12 protein-coding genes and 1 pseudogene are annotated in these 14,139 nt (G+C 48.4%); 5 read left to right on the forward strand and 8 right to left on the reverse strand.

The window, feature by feature from the left end; translation table 11 throughout:
- Positions 1 to 63: 63 nt before the first annotated feature.
- The 7 genes and pseudogenes from msrB to ADU24_RS23570 form a co-directional block, all read right to left on the reverse strand.
- Positions 64 to 513, reverse strand: a complete 450-nt coding sequence (gene msrB, locus ADU24_RS23560) for a peptide-methionine (R)-S-oxide reductase MsrB (protein ID WP_269432251.1) — start codon at positions 511 to 513, stop codon at positions 64 to 66.
- A pseudogene (gene msrA, locus ADU24_RS23565) lies at positions 490 to 1,020 on the reverse strand (peptide-methionine (S)-S-oxide reductase MsrA); the annotation flags it as partial. The gene msrB and the pseudogene msrA, both read right to left, overlap by 24 nt.
- A gap of 28 nt (positions 1,021 to 1,048) precedes the next feature.
- On the reverse strand, positions 1,049 to 1,615 hold the full coding sequence (locus ADU24_RS19175; protein ID WP_231689646.1) for a TVP38/TMEM64 family protein: 567 nt from the start codon (positions 1,613 to 1,615) through the stop codon (positions 1,049 to 1,051).
- 80 nt (positions 1,616 to 1,695) lie between these two features.
- Complete coding sequence (locus ADU24_RS19180; RefSeq protein ID WP_053368137.1) at positions 1,696 to 2,676, reverse strand: nuclease-related domain-containing protein; 981 nt, start codon at positions 2,674 to 2,676, stop codon at positions 1,696 to 1,698.
- Between the two features lie 302 nt (positions 2,677 to 2,978).
- Complete coding sequence (locus tag ADU24_RS23185; protein ID WP_156324640.1) at positions 2,979 to 3,185, reverse strand: hypothetical protein; 207 nt, start codon at positions 3,183 to 3,185, stop codon at positions 2,979 to 2,981.
- A 69-nt stretch (positions 3,186 to 3,254) separates the two neighbouring features.
- Positions 3,255 to 4,553 (reverse strand): alkaline phosphatase, encoded by a 1,299-nt coding sequence (locus ADU24_RS19190; protein WP_082306978.1) that lies wholly within the window; start codon positions 4,551 to 4,553, stop codon positions 3,255 to 3,257.
- Between the two features lie 289 nt (positions 4,554 to 4,842).
- Positions 4,843 to 7,095, reverse strand: a complete 2,253-nt coding sequence (locus ADU24_RS23570; RefSeq protein ID WP_053368139.1) for a WD40 repeat domain-containing protein — start codon at positions 7,093 to 7,095, stop codon at positions 4,843 to 4,845.
- A gap of 210 nt (positions 7,096 to 7,305) precedes the next feature.
- Between ADU24_RS23570 and ADU24_RS19200 the strand changes: the two genes are divergently transcribed.
- The 5 genes from ADU24_RS19200 (at position 7,306) to ADU24_RS19215 (ending at position 12,857) form a co-directional block, all read left to right on the forward strand.
- Positions 7,306 to 8,445, forward strand: a complete 1,140-nt coding sequence (locus ADU24_RS19200) for a zinc-dependent alcohol dehydrogenase (protein WP_053368140.1) — start codon at positions 7,306 to 7,308, stop codon at positions 8,443 to 8,445.
- Positions 8,446 to 8,494: 49 nt separating this feature from the next.
- Positions 8,495 to 8,746 carry a hypothetical protein gene (locus ADU24_RS23190; protein WP_156324641.1) on the forward strand — a complete coding sequence of 84 codons (252 nt, stop codon included), beginning with the start codon at positions 8,495 to 8,497 and terminating at the stop codon, positions 8,744 to 8,746.
- Positions 8,747 to 9,251: 505 nt separating this feature from the next.
- On the forward strand, positions 9,252 to 10,715 hold the full coding sequence (locus ADU24_RS19205; protein ID WP_053368141.1) for a sensor domain-containing diguanylate cyclase: 1,464 nt from the start codon (positions 9,252 to 9,254) through the stop codon (positions 10,713 to 10,715).
- 114 nt (positions 10,716 to 10,829) lie between these two features.
- Complete coding sequence (locus tag ADU24_RS19210; RefSeq protein ID WP_053368142.1) at positions 10,830 to 12,485, forward strand: FAD-binding dehydrogenase; 1,656 nt, start codon at positions 10,830 to 10,832, stop codon at positions 12,483 to 12,485.
- Positions 12,486 to 12,647: 162 nt separating this feature from the next.
- On the forward strand, positions 12,648 to 12,857 hold the full coding sequence (locus ADU24_RS19215; RefSeq protein ID WP_053368143.1) for an NINE protein: 210 nt from the start codon (positions 12,648 to 12,650) through the stop codon (positions 12,855 to 12,857).
- A 76-nt stretch (positions 12,858 to 12,933) separates the two neighbouring features.
- Here the strand turns inward: ADU24_RS19215 and ADU24_RS19220 are convergent, their stop codons facing one another.
- On the reverse strand, positions 12,934 to 14,091 hold the full coding sequence (locus ADU24_RS19220; protein ID WP_053368144.1) for a cation:proton antiporter: 1,158 nt from the start codon (positions 14,089 to 14,091) through the stop codon (positions 12,934 to 12,936).
- Positions 14,092 to 14,139 lie beyond the last annotated feature (48 nt).

A 14,139-nucleotide genomic window follows, 5' to 3' on the forward strand; every position in this document is an offset into this window, starting at 1 on the left:
CCTACTTCAGGAAAAGACACGCCGGCTCTTTTTCAAGGGAGCCCGAAACTGGCAAAGGCGCCTTTACTCAAACAGCGATAAAAACTCCCCGTACCCTTCTTCTTCAAGCTTGTCCTTCGGTATAAAGCGGAGGGCGGCCGAGTTGATGCAATACCGCGCCCGGTCAGGTCCGGGGCCATCGTCAAATACATGCCCTAGATGCGAATCAGCCGTTTTCGAACGGACCTCGATGCGCCTCATTCCGTACGAAGTATCAAGCCTTTCCTCGATTTCATTTCTGCGGATCGGCTTTGTAAAGCTTGGCCAGCCGCAGCCGGCATCGTATTTATCCGTCGAACTGAACAAAGGTTCACCTGAAACGATGTCAACATAAATGCCATCATCTTCATGGTTCCAAAATTCGTTCTGGAACGGCGGCTCGGTCCCTGAATTTTGGGTTACCTCATATTGCATCGGCGTCAGCTCGCGGCGCAGTTCTTCATCGCTTTTCTTCTTTTTCCAGTTTTCCCGGATGAAACGTGCCCTTCCAGACCCTTCCTTGTACATATTATAGTGAAAAGCGTTCTTTTTGTAATAGTGCTGATGGCTTTCCTCGGCCCTGTAGAACGGCTTGGCCGGAAGGATTTCCGTCACGATTGGTTTGTTGAAACGGCCGCTCGCTTCAAGCTGCTGCTTCGATTCTTCGGCGAGCCTTCGCTGTTCTTCACTATGGTAGAAAATTGCCGTCCTGTACGAGGAGCCGCGGTCACCAAACTGGCCGCCCGGATCGGTGGGGTCAATTTGTTGCCAGAACAATTCAAGTAATTTTTCATAAGGAAAAACGGTTGGATCGAACGTGATCTGGACCGCCTCGTAATGGCCTGTCGTGTCCGAACAGACCTCTTCATACGTCGGATTCTCGGTATGGCCGCCGGTATAGCCGGAAACGACCTCCTTAATGCCCGGCTGTTCATCAAACGGCTGCACCATGCACCAGAAACAGCCCCCCGCAAATGTGGCCAATTCAACTTTTTCAGCCATGAAAGCCCCTCCTTCTTTTTATAAAAATTTACTTTTTTCTATTCTTCAATCCAATAAAAATGATTCCTATTGAAAAAACCACCAGAATTATTTTGCCCTGAATCGACCATTCCGTAACCTGGTAAACGGAATATGCCTCTATTAGTAGGGCTGGAATTTTTCCCATTGTGCTGGCAAGCGTGAATGTTGCAGCCCCCACCGAGCCAATCGCTGCTGCAAACGTGACGAGTCCCGAGGGAACGAATGGGAGAACCCGCAAAGCAACAATCATTGCAAATGCGTCCTTGCCGCGGGCATTGAGCAGCTTTTGGATCCAGAGCTTCTCCGGCAGCTTTTTCCCGGCCCACCGTTTGAAACCTTTTCTGTAGAGCAGGAATGATACGATGGCACCAGCGGCCTCACCGATTAACGAAATCGCCGTTCCGGCAATCGGCCCGAACACAATAATGTTGGCCGCTGTCAAAAACACACTCGGTACAACCCCAAGAATGCTGATCGCCACATTCAGCAGCACGCTGATCAATACCGCAGCTTCCCGGTAGTTTTCAAAAAGCCCAATCACCCAGTCCTGCATCACTTTACCCCAATCATACATGTAGAACGCATCCGGCGGCCGAATCCATCCCCGTTAACGTAAGTATAGCGAAAAAGGAGGGTAGGGTGAAAATAAATGGATTAAGGAAGTAGTTCTTCCCAATTAATAGTATAAATGCGCTTTTTGTTGTCTCCAATCCATGTCGGGAAAGTGGACTGTAAAAGGTATTTTGCAACGTTTGGGGAACGTATTTGAAGAAACTCCCTTGCCTGGCGGTTTGTAATCGTGGAACTTTTTAAAAGGGGAAAATCATGGGATAGCGTTTTTATATGGGCAATTGGATCATTATGAGTGCACCTTGGACAAATCCATGTTTTTGAAGTCCTGGCCATCGGGATATGGCGGCACTTTTGGCATTGCACCCCATTTATAGTTTCTGTATCCCGGACTCCGAGCAACTCCATAATATTGGGAAAGTATGGTTCATGCGAAGCCATTAATTGATTAGAAAGGTGCACTAATTGCGCATCGTCGATAATAGGTTTAGGAAATTGTTTAACAATATGAGGAACAATGAACGGGAGTTTTGCGCTATGATGGACCCGCTCAATCACTTCCCGATTACCCGGGCTGGATCGAACAATTGTACTGGGAAAACTTATCACAACAAGAGGATATATTGGGATAGCAGGCCATCCATTCTTTTTAAAAAATTCCCGAAGCTGCTCCATTTGATACATAGACTGGTAGATTGGGTTGGGATAGCCTTCCTGTATGCCACTATCCCCAGTCCGGGTAAATTGCCCATTGTCTTCAAATTCGATTAGTCCATAGAAATTCTTTATTTCAAGGGGGATGAGAAGAAATCTGGATAGTAGCAGGGTATCCATTTGAAAGTAGTTTGAGGCACCTTTTAAACGTAGGCCATGAAGAATAATGAAGTCTTGATGAGGGAGGAAACTCAGAGGGTAATTTACTGCCAATTCACCTTTAAAGCCGGATTTTTCGTTTATCAAACGCTTTTGAATGTCGGCTTTCTGGGACAGATGGATTGGCGCCCGTTGGTCAAGTTCTTCTAGCTGGCAAAGGTAGGTTGGTTTCGTTCTAGGTTTTTTAATCATTATATCACTCCATTTCTTTATAGGTATAAGTTTCTAAGGTTAATCGGGAACTTCCTCCTTTTTACAAAAAACCACACAAAATCGACAAACTTTTTCGGAATTGGCAACGTAATATGGCATTTGCGGGTGGTTTATCAGCGATCGGAGGGGTTTTATCAGTAAACGAAGACAGGTTATCAGCAAACGGGACCAGTTTATCAGCAAACAAAGACTTTTTATCAGTATTCAGCAAATTCCTCCCCCGTCCGGCTGAGCTAGAACACGAATCAGCGGATTACCCTTTCGCCCCGGATGGCAATTTGTTAACAAAAACCGGGCTGGATTGAAAGCAATGGCTTCGCAGCAACCTGATAGAAGGTCGTGGAATGTTTATCAGCATTCACAGAGGCTATATCAGTAAACGGGACTAGTTTATCAGCAAACAGAAGCCGGTTATCAGTAAACGCAATATCTTTATCAGCAAACAAAGGCTTTTCATCAGTAAACGCAACCACTTTACCGCAAGTCAATCGGAGTGAGCACCCACTAACACCAAAAAGACACCGCCCAATCCGAGCGGTGCCCTCCTATCCAACCTATTAAAACTTAATTTTCATTGCTTTCGCCATCAAAACAGGCAAATCCGTATTCTGGTGCAGACCGTTGAACAGATCGGAGCCAGGGCCGAATGCGTAGAGCGGTACGTCAACGCCTGTGTGCGCGGTGCTTGTCCAGCCGACGAGTGCGCGCTCGGAAACAATATCATTGATCGCCATGTCCGGCTTGGATGCGTTTTTGATTTTTTCTACCTCTGCATCAGTCAGGTCGAGGCTGGTGTACTGTTTTACAACTTCCTTGATGTTGCTTCTGTTCGCATCGAGCTTGCTGACCATGTAGTCACCGGTCGCGGTTACATTGCGGAGAATATCAACTTTTGAATCGTAGACGCCGTAACCGCCGACAGACATACCGCCTGTGTCATGGTCGCCCGCTACAACGACAAGTGTTTGCTTGTCTTTTTTCGCAAAAGCAAGCGCTTTGGCCAATGCTTCTTCAAATGCCTTCACATCGTTCATTGCCCATGCCGCGTCGTGGTCGTGGCCGGCCCAGTCGATTTGGCTGCCTTCAACCATGAGGAAGAAACCGTCCTTATCCTTATTCAGGACATTTAATGCAGTGTCGGTCATTTCCGCAAGGGATGGCTGGTTCGTTTCCTCCCTGTCAAGAGAAGGAGCAAGCGCATCATCCGCGAACAGGCCAATCAGCTTGTTTGATTTCGCGGCAGTAGCGAGTCCTGATTTGTCGTTGATGTATGTGTAGCCTTTCTTTTTCGCTTCATCAAGTAGGGAGTCCGGGAAATACTTTTTACCGCCGCCCAACACGACATCAACATCGTTTTCGAGCAATTGAGGGGCAATTGATGCTTCATCCGCGCGGCTTGCAACATGGGATGCAAAAACAGCTGGGGTTGCGTGGGTAATCGTCGAAGTTGCGACGAGCCCTGTTGCTTTGCCGCTCGCTTCGGCTGCTTGTAAAATTGTCTTAAGCTTTTTGCCATCCGGGGAAGTGCTGATCATGCCGTTGTTCGTTTTCACGCCAGTCGCCATTGCTGTCCCGGCTGCCGCGGAGTCTGTCACTTCCGTATCGGCTGAGTATGTACGGTGCATCCCGACAAGGATGGAGTCCATCTGGCTTTCCTTGCCCTTGAACCAGCGATAGTTTGTAGCATAGGAGGCAGAGAAGCCGTCAGGGATTAAAAAGATTACATTTTTCACCTTCCCATGGTTATGCTTGTACGTTCCATCCGCCCCGGCCGCCGATCCGATTCCAAGGGCGCCGAGAGCAATCGCCGACACAGCTGCAACTGCCAATACTTTTTTCTTCAACGCATTCCTCATTCAAAACCCTCCTGTTGGTAAGTTGGTTGGTACACTTTCATTATAAGAGTTACGTATGAAGGAATTGTTAAATAGGGGTAAAGGTTCCGTAAACGCCATAATCAGGAATTAACTACTAGCTTATTTGTACTGGACTGGTCCTTTCGGAGGAACCTTTAGAAATGAACCAGTTGCCAAGGCGCTTGTTCCTCCTATCGGCGAAAGGATCCGCAAAAAGAGAAATGGCTTGCCGAACCACTTCCAGCAAGCCTTAATGTGCGGATAATCAAACCGCATTATACTTTTCATCTTAATTCGTTTTATACATCCACAGTTCGGTATTGTTGTTGAAAAATAAAGCCCCATTGTTATCCATAGCCAAATTGGCGGCGCCTTTTTCCAAGAGGATTTTCTTTGTCATCGTTGCCGGAAAAACTTTGAAAAGCTTCTGCTCGACCGTGCCGTACACATTCCCGTCCTTGCCGATCACAAGTGAGCCATTCTTGAAGCGGCCGCTCGTGTTGGCGGTAATAGAGATGATTTTCGTCGTTTTTGTCCTAGGATCGTAGGCGAATAAATTCCCATCCGACAGCCCCCAAATCACCCCGTTTGGCGCCACGGCAAGCGCGTGAATCATCCGCGGCTTCGTCAGCGGAAGCGAGATGAATTCCGGCTGGCTTCCCGGTTGCCCCGTTTTCAGCCTGAAAAATTTAGCCGTATACGTGCCTTCAGAAGGGCTGTTGCTAAAAATGGAAGTCCCTCCGTAAACGTACCCTCCGCTTACCGCGAGCGAGACAACGCTTTGGTTTTGCACAATATTCCTCCGGATCGTTTTGGTCTTCGTCTTCGTATTATAGGCGACGAACGCCCCGCCAACTTCCCCGTTCTTCGGGTGCGTTCCCATGAATATCGTGTTTGTCGCTGGATCCACCGCCATCGCGGCAATCCTGTCTTGCCCGTTCCCTACCGAAAATAGTGGTGATGGGACGCCAAGTGTATCGGTAGCCGGATTGTATTCATAAAGAGAAGCACCCGGGTATACCCCAAGATATAGCTTGCCGTTCAGCGGCGCCATTGACTCGGCCTGCCCTACCTTCAGCAATGATTTAATCGAACCATCCCCCGGATTATAGGCGCTCAATTGGCCCGAGACAAATCCGTTTGTGTAAATGCGTCCATCCGGGCCTTTCGCGATTGAATAAATCGGGATTGGCTGCGGCGGCAGATTGAATTTGCTTATTTTCGACTGTCCGGTGGCGGGATTGTAAATCATATATGTTCCTGTATTCCCAAGCAAAGAAACGACCGATTCACCGGGATAGGCATTGCTGTGCAAATCAATCACATCCATCGCAACCGCCTCCGTCCCTTTTGTCGTCCCTGGAATTGAAGTTACCTTCCTCGTATTTAAGTCGTATTTTTTCAGCGTGTATTGATGGGTAAAATAGACCGCATTCTCCTTCTCCACAACAGGCGATACGCCTCGCGAGCTTGCCGGCAGCTCGCCAAGGAATGCATATGTTGAGCTATTAAAAACAAGAATTTTCTTGCTAGGCTCCAATTTTGCAAACAAGAAGCCGTTTTCTTCATCCAGATCATACACGGATGTTTCTCCTTGATAGGCAGCCGGGAGAATCGCCTGTTTTTTGTTTGTGGCCAAATTCCAGGCAGCGAGCTGCGCTTTGGCGCCGACGCCAACAAACAGGGTGTTCGTTTTTTCATTGTATGCGAGGCTTCGGGCAAGTTTTTTATCAGGAAGCACCTGGCCTAAATCAGTGAACCCTTGCCCAGCCTTATAGCGGAACACATTCCCGTTCGGTGATCCACTTCCATAAATGGTTCCGTTCGGCAACGCCTCAAGGTCGTGGATCGACGTACCCTTTACTGTGGCTTTTCCGACATCAGTCAACGTTTTCGTTCCGGGATTATAGCGGTATAGATGTTCACTCGGCGTTCCGCCAATCCAGGCGTTTTGCCCGGCATCAACTGTAATTGCCCAAGCGCTCGTAGACGTGCCCAACGATTTCTGGTCAACCATTTTATTTCGTAAAATGTCCATGACAACCAGTTTGGCAGGCTGGCCCTGCATGACAACATACATAAGCGGCGTGCCATCCGGCCCATATCCTGTCGCCGCAGTCATAGCCGTGATATTTTCTATTGTTGGCCCAAGATTCGTAAATTGGCCAACCGGCATTGATGCGTACACACAGGCGGCCGCCTCCAGCTTTGCTTTGCTTGGCGTTTCATAGTTTACCCGGCTGTCACGTTCAACATAATACCCGCCGCCAACGCTGAGCATACCCGGTTTAAAGGCATAGATTCTGTAAAATTCCCCCGCCTTAAGCTTCCGTGTATAAACCTTTTCTTCCCCATCCACTTTATAAAGAGATGTATCGGCCAGCACAGTCAGCCTGCCGATTTGGCCAGGTTTCAATTCTGCACCGTTCCACCACACCTTGTCCAATCCTTCATATTGTGAGCAGCCGCCCATAGCTCCAGCCAAAGGAAGCCAGCCTAGCAGGAAAACGAGTCCAACTACTATCGAAAATGCCTTTTTCACTGATGCACATCCTTTTCATAGTGTCGCCGAAATTTTACCATACTAATAGGAAGAAAAATACAGACCATTGAACCTTTTTTCATCCGACACCTTGAAATGCTGGCAGGTGGGGACCCGTTACCGGATTGCAGGCTCCTTTTTCCCAACGAAAAATACATATAGCCAGCTATCCCGGGTAAAGGATATTATTCCAAAATTAGGAGGGTGGATATGAAAGCTGTTACGTTTCAGGGCGCAAAGGATATCCAGGTAAAAAAAGTTGATTACCCAAAGATTGAAAAAAATGATGACATCATCGTCCGGATTACCTCAACTGCGATTTGCGGTTCCGACCTGCACATTTACCTAGGGGCTGTTCCGACCCGACCCGGCTATATTATCGGCCACGAGCCAATGGGGATTGTTGAGGAAGTCGGCCCTGAAGTCACAAAGGTGAAAAAAGGCGACCGAGTTGTCATCCCATTCAATGTTTCGTGCGGCGAATGCTTTTTTTGCAAGCATGAAATGGAAAGCCAGTGCGACAACTCAAACCCGAATCCGCTTCTTGATACTGCCGGATTTCTCGGGTTTACCGAGCGGTATGGCGATTACCCGGGCGGACAGGCTGAATACTTAAGGGTGCCTTATGGAAACTTTATGCCATTTGTTATTCCCGAATCGTGCGAGCTTGAGGATGAAGCAATGCTGTTCCTATCGGACGTGCTACCGACAGCTTATTGGAGTGTGGAAAATGCGGGGGTAAAAGCGGGGGATACGGTTATTGTCCTAGGTTGCGGTCCTGTTGGGCTGATGACCCAGAAATTTGCCTGGATGAAAGGGGCAAAACGTGTCATCGCCGTGGATCACTTGCCATACAGGCTGCTTAAGGCGAAACAAATGAACAATGTGGAAATCTGTAACTTTGAAGATCATGATGATACCGGTAAATTCCTCCGTGAGCTGACAAATGGCGGTGCCGAGGTCGTCATCGATTGTGTTGGAATTGACGGCAAGAAATCGGCCCTTGAAAAAATTGGCCAAAAGCTGCACCTCCAGGGAGGGACGCTCAGCGCAATCGAAATTGCCATGAATGCGGTCAGAAAATTCGGCACGATTCAATTGACCGGCATCTATTCGGCCCTTTTCAACGCATTCCCGCTCGGGCATATTTGGGAACGGAATCTGACGCTAAAAATGGGACAGGCCCCGGTAATCCATTATATGCCGCTTCTTTTTGATAAAATCATCAGCGGCCAAATCGACCCGACAGAAATTATTACACACCGCCTCCCGCTTGACGATGCAGCGAGAGCATACAAAATGTTCAATGACCATGAAGATGATGTTGTAAAGGTCGTTCTCAAGCCTTGACGGTTCAGAACAAAACCAGCCCCTTCCGAATCGGGAGGGGTTTTAAATTTTGAATGTGCTGATGCAGGACATCCGCGATTATGCGAAAAATACAAGAAGAAATCCCCACAAAAAGAAAGAGTGCCGCCCTCTCAAAATATTAAAGTTTGCTAGCTGGACGCCAGAACTGGGACATCGCGGCAATCTTTCTGGCACTAACGATAGATTAGTGCCAGAACAACAGTGGGCAACCTTTCCTTCGGGCACTAAAAGAAGATTTAGAGCCCGAACGCCAGTGGGCAACCGATCCTTCGGGCACTAAAAGAAGATTCAGAGCCCGAACGGCAGTGGGCAACCGGTCCTTCGGGCTCTAAAAGAAGATTTAGAGCACGAACGGCAGTGGGCAACTTCTCCTTCGGGCTCTAAAAGAAGATTTAGAGCACGAACGGCAGTGGGCAACCGATCCTTCGGGCTCTAAAAGAAGATTTAGAGCACGAACGCCAGTGGGCAACCAATCCTTCGGGCACTAAAAGAAGATTTAGAGCACGAACGGCAGTGGGCAACCGATCCTTCGGGCTCTAAAAGAAGATTTAGAGCACGAACGCCAGTGGGCAACCAATCCTTCGGGCATTAAAGGAGGATCTAACACCCGAACAGCGGTAGATAGCACGTCCTGCCGTCAATAAAGGAGGAATAACCCACTTCTTTTATTGAAAATCTATGAAAATATTTAAATGTTAATAAAAAGAAAACATGTTAGTTTTTACTTAAAAACGTGAAAAATATGGTAAAATATCATTAGTTATCAGATAAAAGGAACGATGCCCATGAGGCCATTTGCCAACCTGTTCAAACCGGCCTTTAAGGACCGGAATTCAAGCCGCAATTTCAATCTTCATGTTGACCACCTAATTTTTGAGCGGATAAAATTGGTTTCCCTTCTTTTGGCTGCTTCCTACCCGCTTTTGTTCGCGGTTGACCTTTTTCTTTTACGGGATCTTGGCAGCATAGTTTACAGGATGAATTTATTTATCCTCCACTCCGTGTGCTTTTTTGCCTCGGTGATTTTTTTATACTTACGAAAAAAACCGGACCGCGTTAACAAGCGATTTATCAATTATACATACATTGCTTTTTATTTGGCAGCCGGAGCGGCGGCTTCCCTTAACAGCCAGATGCTGACAGGAACGATTGCCGCGTATGTGATCGTCATGATTTCGGCGGCTGCGGCATTCCCGCTCAGGCCGCTCCATTTTTCAATCATGCTAGCAATTGTACACTCCCTCTTCCTGGCGGGATTGCCAGAGTTAATGGAAAATTACTATACGCTGCTGGCCAAACAAATGAATTCTTCAGGGGCCGCGGCCGTATCCTTGCTGATATGCTACAGCTTTTATATGTTTCAAAAGCAAATCTTTATCAAGGAAGAAAAGCTGAAAGGCAAAGAAAGAAGCTTCAGGAGGCTTTTTAGCATGAATCCTTCCCCCCTGCTTTTGGTAAATTTGAAGGAAAATAAAATTATCCTCATGAACAGGCAGGCAACGGAATTTTATCAAACAGGAACTCTTCCTTTAGATGAATTGAATGCCGATTTCATTTTTCCGGTAGAGGAAAAAAAACAGGAAATTCTTGAAAGACTCCATCAAAACGGAAGCATCCAGAACTATATGATTGAATATAAGGATTCAAGCGGATCCCCGAGGTGGACAATGCTCAATGTTGAACCGGTCGATTATATGGAAAAATCCTGCGTTTTGATTGCCGTTTCCGATATTACGAGTTTTAAAAAGAAGGAAGAAGAGCTTCACCGCCACGCTACTATTGATATGCTGACAGGAATCATGAACCGGCGCCGCGGGATTGAAATCCTTGAACAGCAAGCGCTGTCCCGGCCAGGGCATGAGTTTACGCTTTGCTTTATCGATATTAATAATTTAAAGACAGTCAATGACAAGTATGGCCACAATGTCGGCGATGAAATGATCAAAATGATTTGTTCGGTCATCTCCGGCCAAATTGGCGTTGAGGATATTTTTTTCCGGCTTGGCGGGGRTGAATTTGTGATTATCTTCAACAAGAAAAAGCCGGATGACGCCCGGAAATCGTGGAAGGCGATTACGGTAGAGTTTGAAATCCTGAATGCCACGATGCAAAAGGATTTCCAGCTTTCGGCGAGCTACGGGCTTTACCACTTTACACCAGGAAAGCAGATGACCGCGGAGGAAATCATTGAGCTAGCCGATAAGGAAATGTATAAGGAAAAGTCGACATTCAGGGCTGTGACACATTAAAAACTCGTCATGGCCCTTTTCATTAAAGATTTGGCTGGATTTTACCGTCTCAGGCAGGAAAAAAAGCCGGGACCAAAGAATTTTCGCTTTACCACGAATAATGGAGGAGAATACATGGGATATGACGTTATTGTCGTTGGGGCTGGGCTTGCCGGCCTCGTGGCAACTTCCGAGTTTGCTTCCGCCGGCAAAAAGGTTCTTCTTTTGGACCAGGAGCCGGAAGCCTCGCTTGGCGGGCAGGCGTGGTGGTCTTTTGGAGGCTTGTTCCTCGTCGACTCGCCAGAGCAAAGGAGGCTCGGAATAAAGGATTCAAAGGAACTGGCTTGGCAGGATTGGCTAGGGGCCGCTGGATTCGACCGAGAAAACGACGAGGATTACTGGGGAAAAAAGTGGGCTGAAGCCTATGTGGACTGGGCTGCCGGCGAAAAACGGGATTGGCTTCACAAGCTGGGCATCCGTTTTTTTCCGGTAGTCGGCTGGGCGGAACGGGGCGGTTACCTCGCCGAGGGACATGGAAATTCAGTCCCCCGCTTCCATATTGTCTGGGGGACCGGTCCCGGGCTCGTTAAACCATTTGATGAAAGGATGCGAAAAGGGATTGCGGAAGGGGTTGTTGACTACCGGCCGCGCCACCGTGTCAGCAGGCTTCTTTCAAACAACGGCACCGTCGCCGGAGTCTCAGGGGAGATCCTTGTCCCAAGCAATGCCGCGCGCGGCGAAGCAAGTTCCCGCGAGGTTGCCGGCGAATTTGAATTCCATGCCCCCGCCGTGCTTGTGACAAGCGGAGGAATTGGCGGAAATCATGAGCTGATTCGAAAAAATTGGCCAACGCGCCTTGGCTCCCCTCCGAAACGAATGCTTTCAGGGGTTCCGGCCCATGTTGACGGAAGGTTGCTAGCGATTGCCGAAAACGCTGGCGGAAGGATAGTAAACCGCGACCGGATGTGGCATTACACCGAAGGCATTAAAAATTGGAATCCGGTCTGGCCAAACCATGGCATCCGCATACTGCCTGGCCCTTCCTCCCTTTGGCTGGACGCCAAAGGGTTGCGCTTCCCCGCACCCAACTTCCCCGGCTTCGATACACTCGGAACGCTGGATGCGATTATGAAAACGGGATACGATTATTCCTGGTTCATTTTAACCCAGGCGATTATTGAAAAGGAATTCGCGCTTTCCGGCTCGGAGCAAAATCCGGATTTGACCGGAAAAAGCATCCGGCAGGTTTTATCGAGAATCCTCCCCGGCCCGACGGCACCCGTTAAAGCCTTTATGGATAAGGGTGAGGATTTCGTGATTGCCGATAATCTTGCGGCCCTTGTAGATGGGATGAACAGGCTTACCGGTGAAAATTTGCTGAATTTCCGGGAAATTGAACGGCAGGTTGTGGCACGCGACCGCGAGATGGACAACACATTCACAAAGGACCTGCAGATTACGGCTTTGAGAGGGGCGCGAAATTATATTGGCGACAAACTGATCAGGGTCGCAAAGCCACACAAGCTTCTTGACCCGAAAAATGGACCGCTTATCGCCGTCCGCCTGAATATTGTCAGCCGGAAGACACTTGGCGGGCTGCAGACCGATCTGGCGGGCCGTGTGCTCGGCAAGGATGGCAATCCGGTTCAAGGCCTTTACGCTGCTGGTGAGGTTGCGGGTTTCGGCGGTGGCGGTGTCCATGGGTACCGTTCGCTCGAGGGGACTTTCCTCGGGGGCTGCTTATTCAGCGGCAGGCAGGTGGCTAAGGGGGTAATCGAGGGCCTTCGTTAAAAAACAACTGAATCGCATGAAGCCTGGCCAATTAGAAACGCTAATAAGCGAATCTGCCCTAATCCTGGCGCCGCAGCCAGGAAAGTTTACGTACCCGCCAGAGAGTTTATGGTTAGCATTTTGATTTGCAACAAACAATTTTATTCATGGGGGTAATGGAAGATGAATCAACGGAGAATTATCGCGCTTTTGCTTTGCTTGTTTTTAGGGGGGCTTGGCGCCCATCGGTTTTATGTCGGAAAGATTGGTACTGGCATTTTGCAATTGGTGACGTTTGGCGGGTTTGGGATTTGGGCATTGATTGACCTGATATTCATTTTGATTGGCAGCTTCAAAGATAAAGATGGCATACCGATAACTGAAGAGGTTTAATCATGAAAAGGCCTGCCAGCTTGAAGCCGGCAGGCCTTTTTTAAACTGGCTTTAGTAAAGCCGGTTCGAGAACCCTTTAATTTGAATGAACTGGTTCTACACTTTTGGATCCGCGGTTGAAGAATACTTTCATCATTGGCGGAGTGACGATTGTTGTGATGAGGATGACGACAACAAGAACAGCGAACAAGTCCTGTGTAAGAAGTTTGGCCTCAAGTCCGATTGCTGCAATAATCAGCGCCACCTCACCACGGGAAACCATGGCTGAGCCGATGCCCATCGCGCTGTTCCAGCCAAATCCGGATAGTTTGGCGCCAATCCCTGCCCCAACGAATTTTGTTAAAATTGCCAGGACAGTCAGGATAACAATCAGGGGAAGGTTATCTGCGATCCCGCTGAATTGCGCCGAGATGCCGATAGAGGTGAAAAATACCGGAACAAAGATTGAATAACTGATCGTCTCGACTTTTTCAAATACCTCTTCCTTAAACTTCGTTACACTGATGGCTACACCCGCGATATAGGCCCCGATAATGGCGGCAACCCCTGTGTATTCCGCAAAATAAGCAAAAACCAAACAAACGATCAAGGCCGAGGAAATAACTGTTTCCGTCACCTTTAGCTTCCCAAATTTCTCAAGGAACCAAGGGACTGCCTTCCAGCCGACGAGGATTGCCCCGGCAAAGAAAGCAATCTTCTTCAGGACGACGGCGGTTAGGTTTACATCTCCGCCTGCGAAGCTCATCAGGAATGCGAGCGCGATAATCACGACGACGTCATCAATGACGGCCGCCCCCATGATCGCAGTGCCTTCACGGGATTGAAGCTGGTTCAGCTCCTTCAGGGCCTGGACCGAGATGCTTACGCTCGTGGCGGACAGCAAAAGTCCCAGGAACCAGGATTCCATTGTTGAAAGGCCGAACATGCCCCCAACCAAATACCCCCCGACAAGCGGCAGGATGATTCCGCCCAGCCCTACAAATGAAGCTGCTTTGCCGGATTGCTTGAAATCATCGATATCCGTTTCAAGGCCCGCGATAAACATTAGCAGGATTACGCCGAGTTGGCTTAATTGGGCCAGCGTCACCGTTTCATTTACAAGGCCCAGTACGGATGGGCCAAGGACGATGCCTATCAGCAGCTTGCCTAGAACGGAAGGCTGCCCAAGCCGGACGCTGAGGCTGCCGGCAACTTTTGAAGCAATTAAAATAATTGCGAGTTGAAGTATTAACATTCTTTCCCATCCTTTCAGTCTATTTTTATCTGCACGTCTAAAAAAATA

This window comes from Bacillus sp. FJAT-27245 (assembly GCF_001273955.1).
GTDB lineage: Bacteria > Bacillota > Bacilli > Bacillales > Cytobacillaceae > Bacillus_D.